This window comes from Kitasatospora sp. NPDC094015, from assembly GCF_040304075.1.
GTDB lineage: Bacteria > Actinomycetota > Actinomycetes > Streptomycetales > Streptomycetaceae > Kitasatospora.
On sequence record NZ_JBEOUL010000006.1, the window covers coordinates 53005 to 71304 of the forward strand.

7 protein-coding genes and 2 tRNA genes are annotated in these 18300 nt (G+C 74.4%); all 9 read left to right on the top strand.

All coding sequences use genetic code 11. The annotated features are described in order from the left end of the window. Positions 1-243: 243 nt before the first annotated feature. Positions 244-316, top strand: a tRNA-Thr gene (locus tag ABT014_RS09760). Between the two features lie 44 nt (positions 317-360). Then, positions 361-433: transfer RNA gene (locus ABT014_RS09765), tRNA-Met, on the top strand. 82 nt (positions 434-515) lie between these two features. Next, positions 516-680, top strand: coding sequence for a 50S ribosomal protein L33 (rpmG, locus tag ABT014_RS09770; RefSeq protein ID WP_006604855.1), 165 nt, complete (start codon positions 516-518; stop codon positions 678-680). An 84-nt stretch (positions 681-764) separates the two neighbouring features. Next, positions 765-1223: a MaoC family dehydratase N-terminal domain-containing protein gene (locus tag ABT014_RS09775; RefSeq protein WP_350638158.1), complete on the top strand. Its 459-nt coding sequence runs from the start codon at positions 765-767 to the stop codon at positions 1221-1223. 4 nt (positions 1224-1227) lie between these two features. Beyond that, on the top strand, positions 1228-1650 hold the full coding sequence (locus tag ABT014_RS09780; protein ID WP_350638159.1) for a MaoC family dehydratase: 423 nt from the start codon (positions 1228-1230) through the stop codon (positions 1648-1650). A 1088-nt stretch (positions 1651-2738) separates the two neighbouring features. Next, on the top strand, positions 2739-3020 hold the full coding sequence (locus tag ABT014_RS09785) for an acyl carrier protein (RefSeq protein ID WP_350638160.1): 282 nt from the start codon (positions 2739-2741) through the stop codon (positions 3018-3020). After that, positions 3004-3900, top strand: a complete 897-nt coding sequence (locus tag ABT014_RS09790; protein ID WP_350638161.1) for a thioesterase domain-containing protein — start codon at positions 3004-3006, stop codon at positions 3898-3900. Before ABT014_RS09785 ends, ABT014_RS09790 begins: the two co-directional genes overlap by 17 nt. A gap of 91 nt (positions 3901-3991) precedes the next feature. Next, positions 3992-10873, top strand: coding sequence for an SDR family NAD(P)-dependent oxidoreductase (locus ABT014_RS09795; protein WP_350638162.1), 6882 nt, complete (start codon positions 3992-3994; stop codon positions 10871-10873). Positions 10874-10952: 79 nt separating this feature from the next. Next, positions 10953-18299, top strand: coding sequence for a beta-ketoacyl synthase N-terminal-like domain-containing protein (locus tag ABT014_RS09800; protein WP_350638163.1), 7347 nt, complete (start codon positions 10953-10955; stop codon positions 18297-18299). Position 18300 lies beyond the last annotated feature (1 nt).

An 18300-nucleotide genomic window follows, 5' to 3' on the forward strand; every position in this document is an offset into this window, starting at 1 on the left:
GCTCCGGGCGCCCCTGGGGACCGCATGATCACTGCCGGTCGAGCCTAGGCTGCCGGGGGCCGGGAGGCTCGGAGGCGGGGGCGGCCGGCGGCATAAGTCGTACGGGTGCAGCTCCAGGTGGCGTGACCTCCTCGAACGTGCGTGGCCCGAGGGATCGTCAGTGCGCCTGCGCCGACCTGCGGTGATCCGCCGCGGATACGGATTTCACCTCTGGCCGGGAACCGTGTAATCTCTTCCTCGTTCGCCCCTATAGCTCAGTCGGTAGAGCGTCTCCATGGTAAGGAGAAGGTCTGCGGTTCGATTCCGCATGGGGGCTCTGGTGGGAAGTTCCGTCGCTCCGGCGTCGGATCCGATCATCAAAGCGGTGTAGCTCAGTTGGTAGAGCAAGCGGCTCATAATCGCTGTGTCACCGGTTCAAGTCCGGTCACCGCTACTCCGCGTAGTCGATCGGGGGGAACTCTCCCGATCGGCTACTCTTGTCGTGTTCTTATTCGTTGTCCCAGGAAGGCACTCCCGTGGCTGCCACTGACGTCCGCCCGAAGATCACGCTGGCCTGCGTGGAGTGCAAGGAGCGGAACTACATCACCAAGAAGAACCGGCGTAACGACCCGGACCGTCTTGAGATGAAGAAGCACTGCCCGCGTTGCAACTCGCACACCGCGCACCGCGAGACCCGCTGACTTTGCACTGACTCCAGGCCGCACCCCGCAAGGGGCGCGGCCTGGAGTCGTTTCTGTGTAACGACACATTCCGAGGAGTAGCTCATGCCGCTCGATCCCTCCTTCATCGGGCGGACGTATCCGCCCACCGAGCCCTACGAGGTCGGCCGGGAGAAGATCCGTGAGTTCGCCGAGGCGATCGGCGACGCGAACCCCGCGTACACCGACGCGGAGGCGGCCAAGGCGTTCGGCCACCCCGATGTGATCGCGCCGCCGACCTTCCCGTTCGTCATCACCTACGGTGCGGCCGGCCAGGTCGTCAGCGACCCGGAGCTGGGGCTGGACTACAGCCGGGTGGTGCACGGCGACCAGAAGTTCAGCTACACCCGCCCGGTGCGGGCCGGTGACCGGCTGTCGGTGACGGTCTCGATCGAGGCGATCAAGTCGCTGGCCGGCCACGACGTGCTGACCGTGCGTGGCGAGGTGCACGACGCGACCGGCGAGCACGTGGTGACGTCCGTCATGTCCCTGGTGGCCCGGGCGGCCGACGAGGAGGGGAAGTAGCGCGATGGCGATCAACTTCGACGAGGTCGAGGTCGGCACCGAGCTGCCGGCGCAGTCGTTCCGGGTGACCCGCGCCACACTGGTGCGCTACGCGGGGGCGTCGGGCGACTTCAACCCGATCCACTGGAACGAGAAGTTCGCGAAGGAGGTCGGGCTGCCCGACGTCATCGCGCACGGCATGTTCACCATGGCCGAGGCGGTCCGGGTGGTGACCGACTGGATCGGTGACCCGGCCGCGGTGGTCGACTACGGCGTGCGGTTCACCCGGCCGGTGCCGGTGCCGAACGACGAGGACGGTTCGGTCGTCGAGGTGTCCGGGAAGGTCGCCGCGCTGCTGGACGACCGCCGGGTGCGGGTGGACCTGCTGGCCACCTTCGAGGGCCAGAAGGTGCTGGGCATGTCCCGCGCGGTGGTCCAGCTGGGCTGATGCGTCCGCTCCGCCCGGCCGGTCAGGTCGGGCGGAGCCACTGTGGGCCCGGGCCGGGCAGTTGCCGGCCCGGGCCTTCGTGCGTCCGGGCCGGGGGCCGGTGGCGGCCGGGTGCCGCGGGCCGGCGGGGTGCCGTGACCCGGTGGTGGACGGGGCCCGCGGGTCGGGTGGGTCGGGCGGTCCTGGTGGTGCGGTTCGGCACTGCGGTGCTGTTCGACGCTGCTGTGCTGTTCGGTCGGGCGGTCCCGGGGGCCGGGGTCGCTCGGCCACCGGGTGGTGTCCGGTGGGCCGCGGACATGGCAGTCCTCGTTCCGTGGTCATGGGCCGGCGGTGCAGGGAGGGTGTTGCCGGGCAGGTCAACGGATAGCTGAGGTGACCATATCCACCGTCCGAGCGAAGCGGCAAGCGAGGGCCCGAGCATTAACTCCGAGTTCACATGGGTGAGTTCACGCGCGTAGACGGCCCGGCGTGCGCCCCGGCGCACTGTGCCCCCCGAAGTGCGCCCGGTGTGCACCAGACGTTCGAAGGTCGTTCGGCGCCCGCTCGCCGCGGCCGGGTCCCGGCGGGATCGCCGCAGGTCGCAGCCGGTTTCGCTGCACATGGTCAACCTGCTTGCGGAGAGCGGCTGTTGGTGCGCCGTACGGGTCAAGGACCGTTCAAACACGATCGGTTGGTTGCACGCTCAACCTGAACTCGCGTACGGTCCTGCTCCGTAGTGATGTGTTCCGGCGCCCCGCGCCGGATGCCGTCACTCGTAACCCCGCCGGCCGGGCAGGTCGAGGCGGTCCGTCGTTCCGTAGGTGCTGCCGCGGAGCGAAGGGCGTGCGGTGCTGCAACCACCGCGCCAGGGGCGGTGCTGCAACCACCGCGCCAATGGCAGATGTTGACTGTTGACCTACGAATCTCCGAGGCCCCGGCCGAGCCATGCCCGTTCGCGCCCGCACGTCCAGTGCGCCGCGGCCGTGACGGCTCCCCCGGGACCCTAGCAGTGTGCGCCTGGTGCTGACAGGTGTTCTCGCTGACGGGTTCCCTCGGAGCCATCCCCTCGACGGCCCCGCCCGGGTCGACGCATCCCTGGAGGAGCAACCATGGCTCTGATCAAAGCAGTTGACGCGCAGAACTGGCTGATCGAGAAGATCGCGCACCGGCTCGGGGTGGAGCCGTCCGCGGTGTCGCCGGAACAGTATTTCGACGAACTCGAACTCGACTCGACCGAGGCGCTGATCCTGGCCGGCGAGATGGAGAGCTGGCTCGGCTTCGAGCTCGGCACCACGGCGCTCTGGTACCACCCGAGCATCAAGGAGCTGGCCGCCCACATCGCCGAGGAGTCGGCCGCCCGCGCCGGGGTGCAGCATGTCGCGTCGGCCTAGCCGGATCCCGCTCCCGGTCAACCGGCTGAGACCGGCGGCGGCGGGTGCGGGCACGGTCCACCTGGTACACCCGGGAGCCCTCGCCGCCGGGGTGCACGCCACCCTGGCCGAGGCGCTGCCGGACGGCACCGGGCTCACCGTGCTCGACCTGTCCGCCCTGCCCGACTACTGGGAGGCGGCGCTCACCGGCGGCCGGGCCGAGACCACGGTCGAGGCCCTGGCGGCACGGCTGCTGGCGGAGTTCACCGGTGCGTACGACGGCGGGCCGTACGCGCTGGCGGGCTGGTCCTTCGGCGGCGTGGTGGCCCAGGCGATGGTGCAGCAGCAGTCGCCCGCGGACCGGCCGGACCGGCTGGTGCTGCTCGACAGCATCGCCCCGACCGGGGAGTACCAGCAGCCCGACGAGGCGCTCGAACCGGAACTGCTGCTCGGCTGGTTCGCGATGTACCTGGGCGCCAAGCGGGGCCGCCCGGTACGGCTGGAGCCGGGCCGCACGGCCGGCCGCGGGGTGGACGACGGGCTGCCGCTGGTGCTGGACGCGGCGGTCGCGGGCGGTGCGCTCGCCCCCGACACCCCGCTGCCCGGCCTGCGGAAGCTGTACGACACGTACGTGGACGGCCTGTTGCGCAACAACCGGCTGACCGCGCCGTACCGGCCGGAGCCGGCCGCGGTGCCGCTGGTGCTGGTGACCGCCGAGCGGAGCCTGATCCCCGACGACCCGACCCTCGGCTGGCGGCCGCTGGCGCCGCACGGCCTGGAGGTCCACCGGAGTCCGGGCGACCACTACACGATGCTCACCCGACCGGACGCCGCGGAGCTGATCGCGCGCCTGGTCCGACCCACCCCGGTCCCCGCGGGGACCGGCGCCCAGAAGGTCTGACGCAGGCCCCGTCCTCCGCACGGACCCCGGGCCGCCGACCGTACGGCGGCGGCCCCGGGGGCCGGCCCTCCGAGACCAAGAGAGCCCTGCCGTGAACACCTCGCAGCCCATCCCCACCAGCTCCGACGACGACTTCGGCCGCCGGCTCGCCGATGAGCCCGTGGCCATCGTGGGCCTGTCCGCGCTCTACCCCAACTCCCGTGATCTCAGAGAGTTCTGGGGCAACGTGGTGGCCGCCGCCGACTGCATCCAGGACGTGCCGAGCACCCACTGGGACATCGCCGAGCACTACGACCCGGACCCGTCCGCGCCGGACAAGACCTACTCCCGGCGCGGCGGGTTCATCCCGTCCGTCGCCTTCAACCCGATGGAGTTCGGCCTGCCGCCGACCGCCCTCGAGGTCACCGACGTGCTCCAGCTGCTCAGCCTGGTGGTCGCCCGCGACGTGCTGAAGGACGCCGGCGCGGAACAGCCCTGGTACCGGCCCGAGCGCACCGGCGTGATCCTCGGCATCACCGGCGCGAACCAGCTCACCCAGCCGCTCTCCGCGCGCCTGCAGACCCCGGTGCTCAAGGAGGTGGTGCGCAGCTGCGGGCTGACCGAGCGGGACGCCGAGGAGATCGCCGAGAAGTTCAAGCTGGCGTTCGCGCCCTGGGAGGAGAACTCCTTCCCCGGCATGCTCGGCAACGTGGTGGCCGGCCGGATCGCCAACCGGCTGGACCTCGGCGGCACCAACATGACCATCGACGCGGCCTGTGCCAGCTCGCTGGCGGCCACCAAGGCGGCGGTCAGCGAGCTGCTGGAGGGCCGGGCCGACACCATGCTGGCCGGCGGCTGCGACGCCGAGAACACCATCTTCATGTACCTGTGCTTCAGCAAGACCCCGGCCTTCTCCAAGGTGGGCCGGATCCGCCCGTTCGACAAGGACGCGGACGGCACGCTGATCGGCGAGGGCATCGGGATGCTGGCGCTGCGCCGGCTGGCCGACGCGGAGCGGGACGGCAACGAGATCTACGCCGTCATCCGGGGCATCGGCTCCTCCAGCGACGGGCGGTTCAAGTCCATCTACGCCCCGCGCAAGGAGGGCCAGATGGTCGCCCTGCGGCGCGCGTACGAGGACGCCCGCTGCACGCCGGACACGGTGGAGCTGTTCGAGGCGCACGGCACCGGTACGGCGGTCGGCGACGCGACCGAGCTGTCGGCGCTGGCGGCGGTGGTCACCGAGTCCACCGAGCAGCGCCGGTACGCGGCCGTGGGCAGTGTGAAGTCGCAGATCGGGCACACCAAGGCGGCGGCCGGCGCGGCCGGCATGATCAAGCTGGCGCTGGCCCTGCACCACAAGGTGCTGCCGCCCACCATCAATGTGGACGAGCCCAACCCGGCGATCGACTTCGCGTCCGGGCCGTTCTACGTCAACACCGAGAGCCGCCCGTGGATCAAGGACCCGGAGCGGGCCGAGCGGCGGGCCGCGATCTCCTCGTTCGGCTTCGGCGGCACCAACTTCCACTTCGTGCTGCAGGAGCACGGTGAGGGCGAGGACCTCAAGGTGATGTTCCCGGTCGCCCGGGTCCACCTCTGGCACGCGCCCGACCCGGAGGCGCTGGCCGAGCTGGTGGCCGGCGGCGCGGTGGGGTCCGAGGGCCCGGTGCCGGCCGGGCACGCACGGCTGGCGCTGGTGGCGGCCGACCCGGCGGAGCTGGACGCGCTGCGCGCGCTCGCCGTCCGGGAGCTGCGGGCGCAGCCGGACGCGCAGGAGTGGGCGCACCCGAAGGGCGTCCGGTACCGCCGGCAGGAGGCCGAACTCGGCAAGGTGGGCGCGCTGTTCGCCGGCCAGGGCAGCCAGTACGTGAACCCGGGGCACCGGGCGGTGCTGGCGCTGCCGCCGCTGCGGGCCGCCTTCGACCAGGCCAACCGGCAGTTCGCCGGGGCCGAACCGCTCTCCCGGATCGCCTTCCCGGCCCCCGCCTTCGACGACGCCACCCGCCGCGCGCAGGAGGAGTCGCTGCGGCGCACCGAGTACGCCCAGCCGGCGATCGGCGCGCTCTCGGCCGGCCAGTACCGCTACCTGACCGGCCTCGGCTTCGCCGCCGACGGGTACCTGGGGCACAGCTTCGGCGAGCTGACGGCGCTGTGGGCGGCCGGCGCGCTGGCCGACGAGGCCTACTTCGCGCTGGCCCGGGCGCGCGGCGCCGCAATGGCCCCGCCGGCCGATCCGGACTTCGACGCCGGGGCGATGGCGGCCGTCGGCGCCGATCAGCAGCAGCTCGCCGGCCTGCTCGCCGACCACCCCGAGCTGGTGGTCTGCAACCGCAACGCGGCGGACCAGGTGGTGCTCGGCGGGTCGACCGCGGCGATCGAGCGGCTGCTCGCCTCGGCGGCGGGCAGCGGGCTGCGGATCAGCCGGCTGCCGGTCTCGGCGGCCTTCCACACCCCGTTCGTGGCGCACGCCGTGGAGGCCTTCCGGGGCGCGGTGGCCGGGGTCGAGGTCCGCGAGCCGCAGCGCCCGGTGTTCGCCAACACCCCCGGCGGGGAGTACGGCGCCGACCCGGCCGCCAACGCCACCCTGCTGGCCGAGCAGCTGATCAACCCGGTGCACTTCGCCGACCGGGTGGAGCAGATGTACGCCGAGGGCTACCGGACCTTCGTCGAGTTCGGCCCGAAGGGCGTGCTCACCCAGCTGGTGGGCCGGATCCTCGGCGACCGCCCGCACCGGGCCGTCCGGCTGGACGGCGGACCGGGCGCCGACGCGGACCTGGCGCTCAAGCGCGCGGTCGCCGAACTCGCTGTGCTGGGGCTGCCGTTGACGGTCGCCGACCGGTACGTGGCGCCGGTGCCCGAGACCGCGCCGAGCAAGGGGATGACGGTGCTGCTCAACGGCATCAACTACGTCTCCGACGCGCGCAAGGCGGCGTACCGGGACGCCCTGGAGAACGGCTACCGGATCGCCGAGCCGCGGCTGCCGGGGGCGGACGCGACCGTGGCCGTGGCCGCCGGCCCGACCGCGGCGGCCGCCGTGACCGCCGTGACCCCTGTGACCGCTGCGACCGTGACCGGTCCGGGGTCGGTCGCGCCGGCGCCGGTTCCGGTGTCCGTCCCCGTACCCGTCGCCGAGCCGGCCGCTGCCCGGGTGGCCCCGCCGGCACCCCCCGTTCCCGCCGTTCCCGTCGTCTTGGAGAGCGAATCCGTGGACCACGAACACCCTTCCGCGCCGGCGTCCGACCGGCTGCCCGAGCTGATCGCCGATCACCTCGCGCTGCACGACGACTACCTCAACGGGCAGCTGCAGAGCGCCGAGCGGCTGGCCGGACTGCTGGAGAACGCGGCCGGTCAGGGCCGGGTGGACGACGTGCTGGCCGGTGTGACGGCGGTCAAGGAGCACGGTCTGGCGATCGGCCGGACGCACCTGCGGGCCAACGAGATCCTGCGCGACCTGGCGGCCCTGGAGCTCGGTACCGGTACGGGCGCGGCTCCCGCCCCGGCGCCGGCCTCGGCCCCGGCGGCAGCTCCGGCGCCGCTGACCGCTCCGGCGCTCGCCGCTCCCGCCCCGGTGGTGGCCGCGCCGGCGCCCGCCGCGTTGCCCGCCGCTCCGGTTGTTCCGGCTGCTCCGGCTGCTCCGGTGGCTCCGCAGGTGGCCCCGGCCCCGGTTGCCACCACTCCGGCGGTGGGTCCGGCGGAGGTGTCGGCGGCGTTGTTGGAGGTGGTGGCGCAGAAGACCGGTTATCCGGTGGAGATGCTGGAGTTGGGGATGGATGTCGAGGCGGATCTCGGCATCGATTCGATCAAGCGGGTGGAGATTCTGGGGGTGCTGTCGGAGCGCTTCCCGAGTGACACGCCGGTGGGTCCGGAGCAGCTCGGTGAGCTGCGGACGCTCGGCCAGATCGTCGACTTCATGAGCAGCGTGGCGCAGGCCTCGTCCCCGTCCCCGGTTGCTGCGGTTGCCGGGCCGGCGGAGGTGTCGGCGGCGTTGCTGGAGGTGGTGGCGCAGAAGACCGGTTATCCGGTGGAGATGCTGGAGTTGGGGATGGATGTCGAGGCGGATCTCGGCATCGATTCGATCAAGCGGGTGGAGATCCTGGGGGTGCTGTCGGAGCGCTTCCCGAGTGACACGCCGGTCGGTCCGGAGCAGTTGGGTGAGCTGCGGACGCTCGGCCAGATCGTCGACTTCATGAGCAGCGTGGCCCAGGCCCCGGCCTCGGCCCCGGTCGCTGCCGCTGCGGTTGCCGGTCCGGCGGAGGTGTCGGCGGCGCTGTTGGAGGTGGTGGCACAGAAGACCGGTTATCCGGTGGAGATGCTGGAGTTGGGGATGGATGTCGAGGCGGATCTCGGCATCGATTCGATCAAGCGGGTGGAGATCCTGGGGGTGCTGTCGGAGCGCTTCCCGAGTGACACGCCGGTCGGTCCGGAGCAGCTCGGTGAGCTGCGCACGCTCGGCCAGATCGTCGACTTCATGGCAGGTGTCACCGGGGCCGCCGCAACCGCCGCCGAGCCCGTCCGCGAGCCGAGCACACCGGCTGCGCCCGCGGCGCCGGCCGCCCCCGCCGCCCCCGCCGCCCCCGTGCACCGCGGGGTGATCGGCCGAGCCCAGGCCGCCCTGCTCGAACTCCCGTCCCCGGACGCCCTGGTGGGCGCCTACCCGGCCGGCTCCGGAGCGCTGCTGGTGGACGACGGCGGCGAGCTGACGCCGCTGGTCGCCGCCGGGCTGCGGGCCGGCGGCTGGGACGTGCGGGTGCTGCGGCTGCCCGCCGTCACCCGCCGGATCGAGGGTGTCGAGGACTTCGCGCTCGCCGGCTGGGGCGTCACCGAGCTGACCGAGCGGGTCGAGGGGATCCTCGCCCGGCCGGTGCGCCTGGTGGTGAACCTGGCCACCCGGCAGGACCTCGACTGGGCCGACGGCATCCGCCGGCTCTCGCACGCGCTGCTGGTCGCCAAGCACCTGGTGGAGCCGCTCACCAAGGAGGCGGCCACCGGACGGGCCGGCTTCCTCACGGCCACCCGGCTGGACGGCGTCTTCGGGCTGACCGGGGTCGCCGAGGAGCAGGTGCCGGCCGGTGGCTTCGGCGGCCTGGTGAAGACGCTCGCGGTGGAGGCGCCCGAGCTGTTCTGCCGCGCGGTCGACCTGGCCCCCGGGCTGGAGCCGCAGGCGGCGGCGGAACTGCTGCTCGCCGAGGTCGACGACGCCTCGGCCGAGCCGGTCCAGGTCGGCCGGGACGGTGTCCGCCGGGTCGCCCTGACCCTCGGCCAGGCGCCGACCGCGCTGGCCGCCGACCCGGCCACCCCGGTGGCCGAACTCGGTTCGCAGGACCTGCTGGTGGTCACCGGCGGCGGCCGCGGCATCACCGCCCGTTGCGTGGTCGACCTGGCCGCCGCGTACCGCCCCGGGCTGCTGCTGCTCGGCCGGACGGCGCTCGGCGAGGAGCCCGGGTGGGCGCTCGGCCTGGTCACCGAACCCGAGCTGAAGGCGGCCGCCGCGGCGCAGCTGAAGGCGGCGGGGGAGAAGCCCACCCCGAAGCGGGTGGAGCAGCTCTACCAGGCGGTGGCCGGTGAGCGCGAGATCCGGCGGACCCTGGCCGAGCTGCGCGCGGCGGGCTCCGAGGCCGAGTACCTGGCGGTCGACATCACCGACGCGGCGGCCACCGCGGCCGCGCTCGCGCCGTACGCCGGGCGGGTGACCGGCCTGGTGCACGGCGCCGGGGTGCTCGCCGACCAGCTGATAGCCAACAAGCGGGCCTCCGAGATCGAGCGGGTCTTCGCGCCCAAGCTCGGCGGGCTGCGCGCGGTGGTCGAGGCGCTGCCGGTGGACCGGCTGCGGCACGTGGTGCTGTTCTCCTCGGTGGCCGGGTTCTTCGGCAACCAGGGGCAGTCCGACTACGCGATGGCCAACGAGGTGCTGAACGCCTGGGCGAGTTCGTTCAAGCGGCGTCACCCGCACGTGCGGGTCTCCGCGCTGAACTGGGGCGCCTGGGACAGCGGGATGGTATCGCCGCAGGTCAAGGCGGTGTTCCAGGAGCGCGGCATCACGCTGATCCCCGAGCAGACCGGCACCGCGCTGTTCACCGGCCAGTTCGACGCCGCGCACGGCCACGACACGGTGACCGTGCTCGGCCCGACCACGCCGCTGTCGGTGCGCCCGCCCGCGGCGCCCGCCGCCGCGGTGCTGGAGCGGGTGACGGCCGGCCTGGTGGCCGAGCCGATCGTCGCCGACCACCTGATCGGCGGGGTGCCGGTGCTGCCGGCCGCGGTCGCGCTCGGCTGGGCGATCGGCGCGGTGGAGCGGCTGAGCGGCGGCACGGTCCGCCAGGTCCGGGACTTCGCGGTGCACAAGGGCCTGGTGCTGGACGGCGCGGAGCCGGCCCGGCTGCAGCTGGCGGCCACGCCGGCCGGCGACCAGGCGACCACCGAGGTGGTGATCCGCTCGGTGGCCGCGGACGGCACGGTCCGCCCGCACTACGCGGCCGGGGTGGTGCTGGGCGCGGACCCGGCGTCCGAGCTCAACCACCCGACCATGGCGGGCCTGCCCGCCCCGGGCCGGGGCCGGGACGCCGCCGGGTTCTACACCGACGGCACGCTGTTCCACGGCCCCGCCCTGCAGGGGGTGCGCCGGGTGCTGGCCGAGGACGAGGGCCGGCTGGTGCTGGAGTGCTCGCTGGTCGAGCCGCGGCCGGCGGGCGGCGCGTACGCCGGGCGGCTCTACCGGCCGGGCGCGGCGGACCTGCTGCTCCAGGCCGGCCTGGTCTGGATGCGGCTGTTCCGGTCGACCGCCAGCCTGCCGCTGTCGGTGGCCCGTGCGGAGTTCCACCAGGCGCTGCCCGACCAGGGGACCTTCCTCGTGGTGGTGGAGCCCGGCGCCGTGAACGGGACCTCGGCCAGCCTGACGGTCACCGCCGTCGGCGACGGCGGCCGGGTGCTGGCCCGGCTGACCGGCGTGAGCCTGGTCTCCACCCCGCAGCTGGCCGCCAAGTTCGTCAGCAGCTGACGTACCCGACCCGGTTGGTCCGGCCGGCCGCCGAGCGCGGCCGGCCGGACCTCCCACAGCCCGGAGGGACCCGGCTTCCATGAGCAAGTACGCCATCGTCGGACTTTCCTGCCTCTTCCCGGGTGCGGCCACCCCCGAGGAGTTCTGGCAGAACCTCAGCGCGGGTGCGGACAGCCGCACCGAGGGCGGCCCGGAGGTCTTCGGACCGCCCGGCGACCCCCGCGACCTCGATCCGCAGCACCCGATCACCTGCACCAGGGGCGGCTTCGTCCGCGACTTCACCTTCGACCCCACCGGCTACCGGCTGGCGGCCGACCGGCTGGCCCGGCTGGACCGGGTGTTCCACTGGTCCCTCTACGTGGCCCGCGAGGCGCTGCGCGACGGCGGCCACCTGGAGCGGCCCGAGCTGCTCGCCCGGACCGGCCTGGTGCTGGGCAACTACTCCTTCCCGACGCCGGGTTCGGCCCGGATCAGCCTGCCGCTGGTGCAGCAGGCGGTCCGCGACGGGCTGGTGTCCGGCGGCCTGAGCGGGCTCGCGGCCCCGGCCGGCGGGCCCGCCGCCGACCCGGCGGACGCCCACGTCAGCGGCGCCCCGGCGCGGATCGTCGGCGCCGCGCTCGGCCTCGGCGGCCCCCGGTACGCGCTGGACGCGGCGTGCTCCTCGGCGCTGTACGCGCTGAAGCTGGCCTGCGACCACCTCGCCGCCGGCCAGGCGGACCTGGTGCTCGCGGGCGGCGTCTGCGCGCCGGACCCGACGCTGATCCACCTCTCCTTCTCCGACCTGCACGCCTATCCGGAGAACGGGTTCAGCCAGCCCTTCGACAGCCGCTCGGCGGGCATCCTGACCGGTCAGGGCGCCGGGATGTTCGCGGTCCGGCGGCTCGCCGACGCGCAGCGCGACGGCGACCGGATCCACGCCGTGATCGACGGCATCGGCCTGTCCAACGACGGCGCCGGGCGCCACCTGCTGGTGCCGAGCGGGGCGGGCCAGCACCGGGCCTACCAACTCGCCTACGCCGACGCGGGGGTGGCGCCGGGCGAGATCGACTACCTGGAGTGCCACGCCACCGGCACCCCGATCGGGGACGCCACCGAGGCGGCCTCGGTGGCCGAGTTCTTCGGGCCGGCCGGCAAGGTGCCGCTGCTCGGCTCGGTGAAGGGCAACATCGGCCACCTGCTCACCGTCGCGGGCCTGAGCAGCATGCTCAAGGTGGTGCTGGCGATGCGGCACGGCGAGCTGCCGCCGACCATCGGCGTCACCGAGCCGCTCACCGCCCCGGACGGTCCGGTGGCCGGAGCCCTGGTGCGCACCGGCCGGGCCTGGCCGGCGCCGGCGGGGGAGCGCCGCGGCGCGGTCTCCGCCTTCGGCTTCGGCGGCACCAACGCGCACGTGGTGCTCTCGGACGCGGCCACCGCGGGTCCGGCGCCCCTGGCCACCGCCGGACCGGCGGCCGCCGCGGTCGCCCCGCCCGCGCTCGACGTGGTCGGCGTGGGCGCGCACTTCGGCTCGTTCAGCTCCGCCGCGGCCTTCGAACGGGCCGTGCACGACGGGTCCGACGCCTTCGGCCCGCTGCCCGAGCGCCGCTGGCGGGGCCTGGAGCGGACCGCCTCGGGCGCGCTCGCCGCCGCCGGGCTGGGCCGGGACGCGCTCCCCGAGGGCGCGTTCGTGGACACCGTCGGCCTCGACCCGGTCGACCACCGGATCCCGCCGGCCGACCTGCGCAACTACAACCTCCAGCACGCGCTGATGTCCCAGGTCGCCGACGAGGCGCTCGGCGACGCCGGGTACAGCCGCGAGGCGGCGCCCGGGCAGGGCGGCCCCGCCCCCCGGCGGGTCGCCGTGGTGGTGGCGATGGAGATCGAGCCCAGCGCCCACCTGCACCTGGCCCGGCACACGCTCGGCGGCCACCTGCGCGAGCTGTTCGACGCCTCCGGCCTCGACCTGACCGGGGCCCAGCGGGAGCGGCTCACCGAGCTGGCCCGCGCGGGCGTGCACGAGCCGATCGTCGCCAACGAGGTGCTCAGCTACATCGGCAACATCATGGCCAGCCGGATCTCCTCGCTGTGGAACCTCACCGGCCCCTCGTTCACCATCTCGGCGGAGGCCGCCGGCACCGCGCAGGCGCTGGAGCTGGCCCGGCTGCTGCTGCTGGACGACAGCATCGAGGCCGTCCTGGTCGGCGCGGTCGACCTGGCCGGCTCGCCGGAGAGCCTGCTGCTGCGGGTCGAGGGCGGCGCGGGCGCGCCGGTGGCCGGCCCCGGCCTGACCTTCGGCGAGGGCACTGGCGGCTGGCGGATCGGCGAGGGCGCCGGCGCGGTGGTCCTCACCCGGACCGGCGAGGGGGCCCGGCCGGCGTACGCCCGGCTGGACGCGGTCGCGGTCCGGCACGCCGTCCCGGTGGACGGCGAGCTGCCCGAGGCGGACGCCGAGGCGCTCGCCGCCGCCGGCCGGCAGGCCCTCGCGGAGGCCGGCATCGCGGCCGCCGACCTCGGCTACCTGGAGCTGCACGCCGGCGGCACCACGGCCCAGGACGCCGCCGAGCTGGCCGCGCTGGCCCGACTCCACCCGGCCGGTACGCCCGGCCCGGCGCTCGGCAGCGCCAAGGCGCAGCTCGGCGACGCGCAGGGCGCGGCCGCCATGGCCGGCCTGCTGCGCGCGGTGTTCAGCCTGCACCACGGCTACCTGCCCGGGGTGCCCGGCTGGCGCGCGCCGGCCGAGGAGTGGGCCGGGCCGCTGGCCGCCACCGGCTGCTACCTGCCGGACGCCTCCCGGCCCTGGCTGCGCGCCGAACGCTCGGGTCGCCGGTACGCGGCGGTCTCCTTCATCGGCGGCGGTGGTGCGCACGGGCAGCTGGTGCTCTCCGCCGACCGCACCCGCGGCCGGACCGAGGAGCGCGACTGGCAGCGGGCCGGCGCGCCCGTCCTGCTGGCGCTCGGCGCGGCCGAGCCGGCCGGGCTGCTCGCCGAGGTCGAGCGCCACCGCGCGCTGCTGGCCGCCGGCGCGGATCCGTACGAGCTGGCCTGGCAGGCGGCCGGGCGGCTGCCGGTGGGCACGCCGAGGGTGGTCCTGGTCGGGCGGGACCACGCCGAGCTGCTGGGGCAGCTGGAGCTGGCCGCCCGGGACCTGCCCGGCGCGCAGGAGCGCGGCGAGGACTGGGCCACCCCGGCGGGCAGCTGCTTCACCCCCCGACCGATCGGGCCGGACGGCAAGGTCGCGCTGGTCTACCCGGGCGCCGTCAACTCCTACCCGGGCCTGGGCCGCGACCTGTTCCGGGCCTTCCCCGGCCTGCTGGAACGGTTCGAGGCGGAGGTGGCCGAACCGGACCGGACCTTCCGGACCGCCAGGCTGCACCCGCGCACCCAGATCGCCCCCGGCCGGCGGGAGTTGATGGGGCTGGAGGCCGAACTCGCCGACGACCTGCCGTTCATGCTGGCCACCGGCACCACCTTCGCGATCCTCAACACCGACCTGGTGCGGGACCTGCTGGGCGTCCCGGTGCACGGCGCCTTCGGCTACAGCCTGGGCGAGAGCAGCATGCTGTTCGCCACCGGCGGCTGGCGGCGCTCGGCCCGCCGGGACGACCGGATCAGCGCCACCCCGCTGTTCAAGCACCGGCTGAACGGCCGCCGGGACACCGTCCGCGAGCTGTGGCGGCTGCCCGCCGGCACCCCGGACGCCGAGGTCTGGTCCGGCCACGTGCTGCTCACCGACCCGGAGACGGTCCGGGCGGCGCTGCCCCGCTACGACCGGGTCTTCCTGACCCATGTGAACACCCCCGGCGAGCTGGTGGTGGCCGGCGACCCGGCCCAGTGCCGGGCGCTGATCGAGGAGTTGGGCTGCCCGGCGGCCCGCTCGCCGGTCAACGGCGTGATGCACTGCCCGGTGGTGGACGGCGAGGTGGCCGGCCTGGCCGAGCTGAACAGCCACCCGACCGGGTCGACCGGCGGTCTCGACCTGCTCAGCGCGTACGACTACGGCCCGGTCGAGGACTTCGACCAGCAGCGGATCGCCGACCGGATCGCCCACACGCTGCGCTCCACGATCGACTTCCCGCGGCTGGTGCGCACCGCGTACGACCGGGGCTTCCGGTACTTCGTCGAGGTCGGGCCGGGTGCCACCTGCACCCGCTGGGTGCGCGAGACGCTCGGCGGCGCGCCGCACGTGGCGGTCTCGGTCGACCGCCGGGGGGTGCCGGCGGCCCGTTCGGTCGCGCAGCTGGCGGCCCGGCTGGTCGCGCACGGGGTGCCGCTGGACCTGGTCGGCCTGCTCGGACCGGTGGCCGCCGCCCCGGCCCGGGCCGCCCGGGCGGTGTTCCCGGTGGGTGGCGGGCCGTCCGTCCCGGAGCGGATCGCCACCGGGACGGCCGAGCTGCTGGCCGCCGCGCCCACCCCGGCCGCCGCCCTGGCCGGAGCCGAGGAGCTGCCGGCGAGCGCGCCGCCCGCCTTCGCCGCGCCGGTCCTGGCCGCCCTCGGTGCGGGGCCCGGTGGCCCCGGCACCTCCCGCCCGCTCCCGGTCGGCCCGACCCCGGCCGGCCCTACCGGACCAGCCGGTCCCGTTCCGCCGGAGGACCAGATGCCCGCAGACCCGACCCTCGCCGACCCCGAGGTCATCACCTTCGACGGGGAGCCGATCGCCTTCCTGCCCTGGGCCGAGCCGGCCGCCGACCCGCCCGCCGGGCCGGCCGACCGCGCCGCGGGCCGCCACCCCGGCGGGCGCCCGACGGGTGACCCCCGGCCGGTCCCGGCCACCGCGCCGCCCGCGACCGGCGACCGCGCCCGGGACCTGGTGCGCGAGCTGCGCCAGCAGATGGTGGCCACCCACTCGGTGGTGATGGAGACCCAGCGGGTGCTCCAGGAGAGCACGCTGGCCCGCACCGAGGCGCTGCTCGCCGGCCCGCCCGCGGCGCCCGCGCAGCTGCCGCCCGCCCCGGCGCCGGAGCCGATCGCCTTCACCCCGCGGGCCGAACTCCCGCCCGCGCCGGCCCCGGTACCCGTACCGGCGCCCACGCCGGCCCCGGTACCCGCCGCCGCACCCGGCAAGGCGCCGGGGGTGATCTGGGACGAGGCCGACCTGCTGGAGTTCGCCACCGGCTCGCTGGCCGCGGTGTTCGGCCCGGCCTTCGCCGAGATCGACGGCTACGGCAAGCGGGTGCGGCTGCCCGCCCCGCCGTACCACTTCGTCACCCGGGTCACCGAGCTGCGCGCCGAGACCGGTGTCATGAAGCCGTCCTTCATCCGCACCGAGTACGACGTGCCGACCGACGCCTGGTACACGGTGGACGACGGGGTGCCGCCGGCGGTGGCGATCGAGGCGGGCCAGTGCGACCTGCTGCTGATCAGCTACCTGGGGATCGACTTCCGCAACAAGGGCGAGCGGGTCTACCGGCTGCTCGACTCCACCCTGGTCTTCCACGGCGACCTGCCGCGGGCCGGCCAGACCCTGCGGTACGACATCTCGATCAACCGGTTCGTCACCCAGGGCGACACCACCCTCTTCTTCTTCAGCTACCTCTGCTACGCCGACGGCGAGTTGATCCTGGAGCTGAAGGACGCCTCGGCCGGGTTCTTCAGCCAGGCCGAGCTGGACACCCCGCTCGGCGTGGTGATCACCGAGAAGGAGAAGGCGGCCCGGGCGGCGCTCACCAAGGCCTGGTTCAAGCCGCTCGCCCGCACCGACCGCGACCACCTCACCGCCGCCGACCTGGAGCTGCTGGCCCAGGGCCGCCCGGGTGAGGTGTTCGGCCCCGAGCACGCCCAGGACCCGGGCCTCAACCCGGCGCTGCGGCTGCCGGACGCCCGGCTGCGGATGATCGACGAGCTGCGGATCGACCGCACCGGCGGCCCGCGCGGTCTCGGCGCCCTCACCGCGAGCAAGCAACTCCAGCCCGACGCCTGGTACTTCGAGTGCCACTTCCCGGACGACCCGGTGCTGGCCGGCTCCATGGTGGCCGAGGGCGCGGTGCAGGCCCTGCAGGCGTACCTGCTGCACCAGGGCATGCACCTGGTGCTCCCCGACGCCCGCTTCCAGACCATCGTCGGCCTGCAGACCGAGGTGCAGGTCCGCGGCCAGATCACCCCCGCGCACCGGGAGATCCGGTACGAGATCGAGGTGATGGAGCTGACCCTGCTCCCGCGCCCCTCGGTGATCGCCGACATCCTGGTGTACCTGGGCGACAAGCCGGTGATCCGGATGCGCAACTTCGGCATCCAGATCCGGGAGAAGGAGGGCACCCCCTACCGGCCCGAACTCGGCGGTGTCCCGGCCTTCCTGGGCCGGCGCAACCGCTCCGGCGAAGCCGCGATGATCAACGAACTGCACCTGGCGCACGCGGCCAAGGGCGACCTGGGCACCGCGATGGGCCCGGAGTTCGACGTCTACCGGGACAGCCGGGCGCCGTACATCCCCAACGGGGACTTCCAGTTCGTCGACCGGATCATGTCCCTGCAGGGCACCCGCGGCGAGCTCGGTCCGGGCTCCGAGATGGTCACCGAGTACGACTCGCCGGCCGACGCCTGGTACTACACCCAGAACTCGCACCCCCACATGCCGAACTGCGTCTACATGGAGACCTCGCTGCAGGCCGCCATCCTGCTCGGCTACTACCTCGGCGCCACCCTCAAGCAGCCGCGGACGGAGTACTCGATCCGCAACCTGGACGGCCGGGCCACCCTGGTCAAGGACGTGGACCTGCGCGGCAAGACCATCCGGCACCACTCCAAGCTGCTGATGACCAGCGCCGTCCAGGGCGCCGTCCTGCAGAACTTCAGCTACGAACTCTCCGCCGACGGCGAGGTGTTCTACACCGGCGAGTCGCTCTTCGGCTACTTCAGCGAGGCCGCGCTCGCCAACCAGGCGGGCCTGGACGCCGGCCGGTACGTGGCGCCCTGGATCGAGCAGGAGCAGCCCGCCGCCGACCGGGTGCGGCGGATCGCGCTCGACGCCGGCTCCCCGGCCTTCACCGGGGAGGGGCTGCGCCTGCCCGGCGAGCACTTCCACCTGGTCGACGAGGTCGACCTGGTCGCCGACGGCGGCCGGCACGGGCTCGGCTACCTGCACGGGCGGCGCGAGGTCCGCCCCGACGAGTGGTACTTCGACTGCCACTTCCACCGCGACCCGGTGATGCCGGGCTCGCTCGGGGTGGAGGCGGTGCTCCAGGCGCTGCGGCTGTTCGTGCTGGAGCAGGGCCTGGCCGAGGGCATCGAGCGGCCCCGCTTCGCCCTGGCCACCGACGTCGAGACGGCCTGGAAGTACCGGGGCCAGATCCTGCGCCACGACCGGGAGCTGCGCTTCGACGTGCACGTCCGGGAGGTCCGCCGGGAGGCCGGCCGGGTCGTGGTGATCGCCGACGCCGACCTGTGGAAGCCCGGCCTGCGGATCTACGAGCTCACCGGCGTGGCGATCGAGGTCCTCCCGGCCACCGCCTGAC

Bases quoted from the DNA above. Each gene is read 5' to 3' on its own strand.
- ABT014_RS09785 (WP_350638160.1), top strand. From the start codon at position 2,739: ATGGCTCTGATCAAAGCAGTTGACGCGCAGAACTGGCTGATCGAGAAG.
- ABT014_RS09790 (WP_350638161.1), top strand. From the start codon at position 3,004: ATGTCGCGTCGGCCTAGCCGGATCCCGCTCCCGGTCAACCGGCTGAGA.
- ABT014_RS09775 (WP_350638158.1), top strand. From the start codon at position 765: ATGCCGCTCGATCCCTCCTTCATCGGGCGGACGTATCCGCCCACCGAG.
- ABT014_RS09780 (WP_350638159.1), top strand. From the start codon at position 1,228: ATGGCGATCAACTTCGACGAGGTCGAGGTCGGCACCGAGCTGCCGGCG.
- ABT014_RS09800 (WP_350638163.1), top strand. From the start codon at position 10,953: ATGAGCAAGTACGCCATCGTCGGACTTTCCTGCCTCTTCCCGGGTGCG.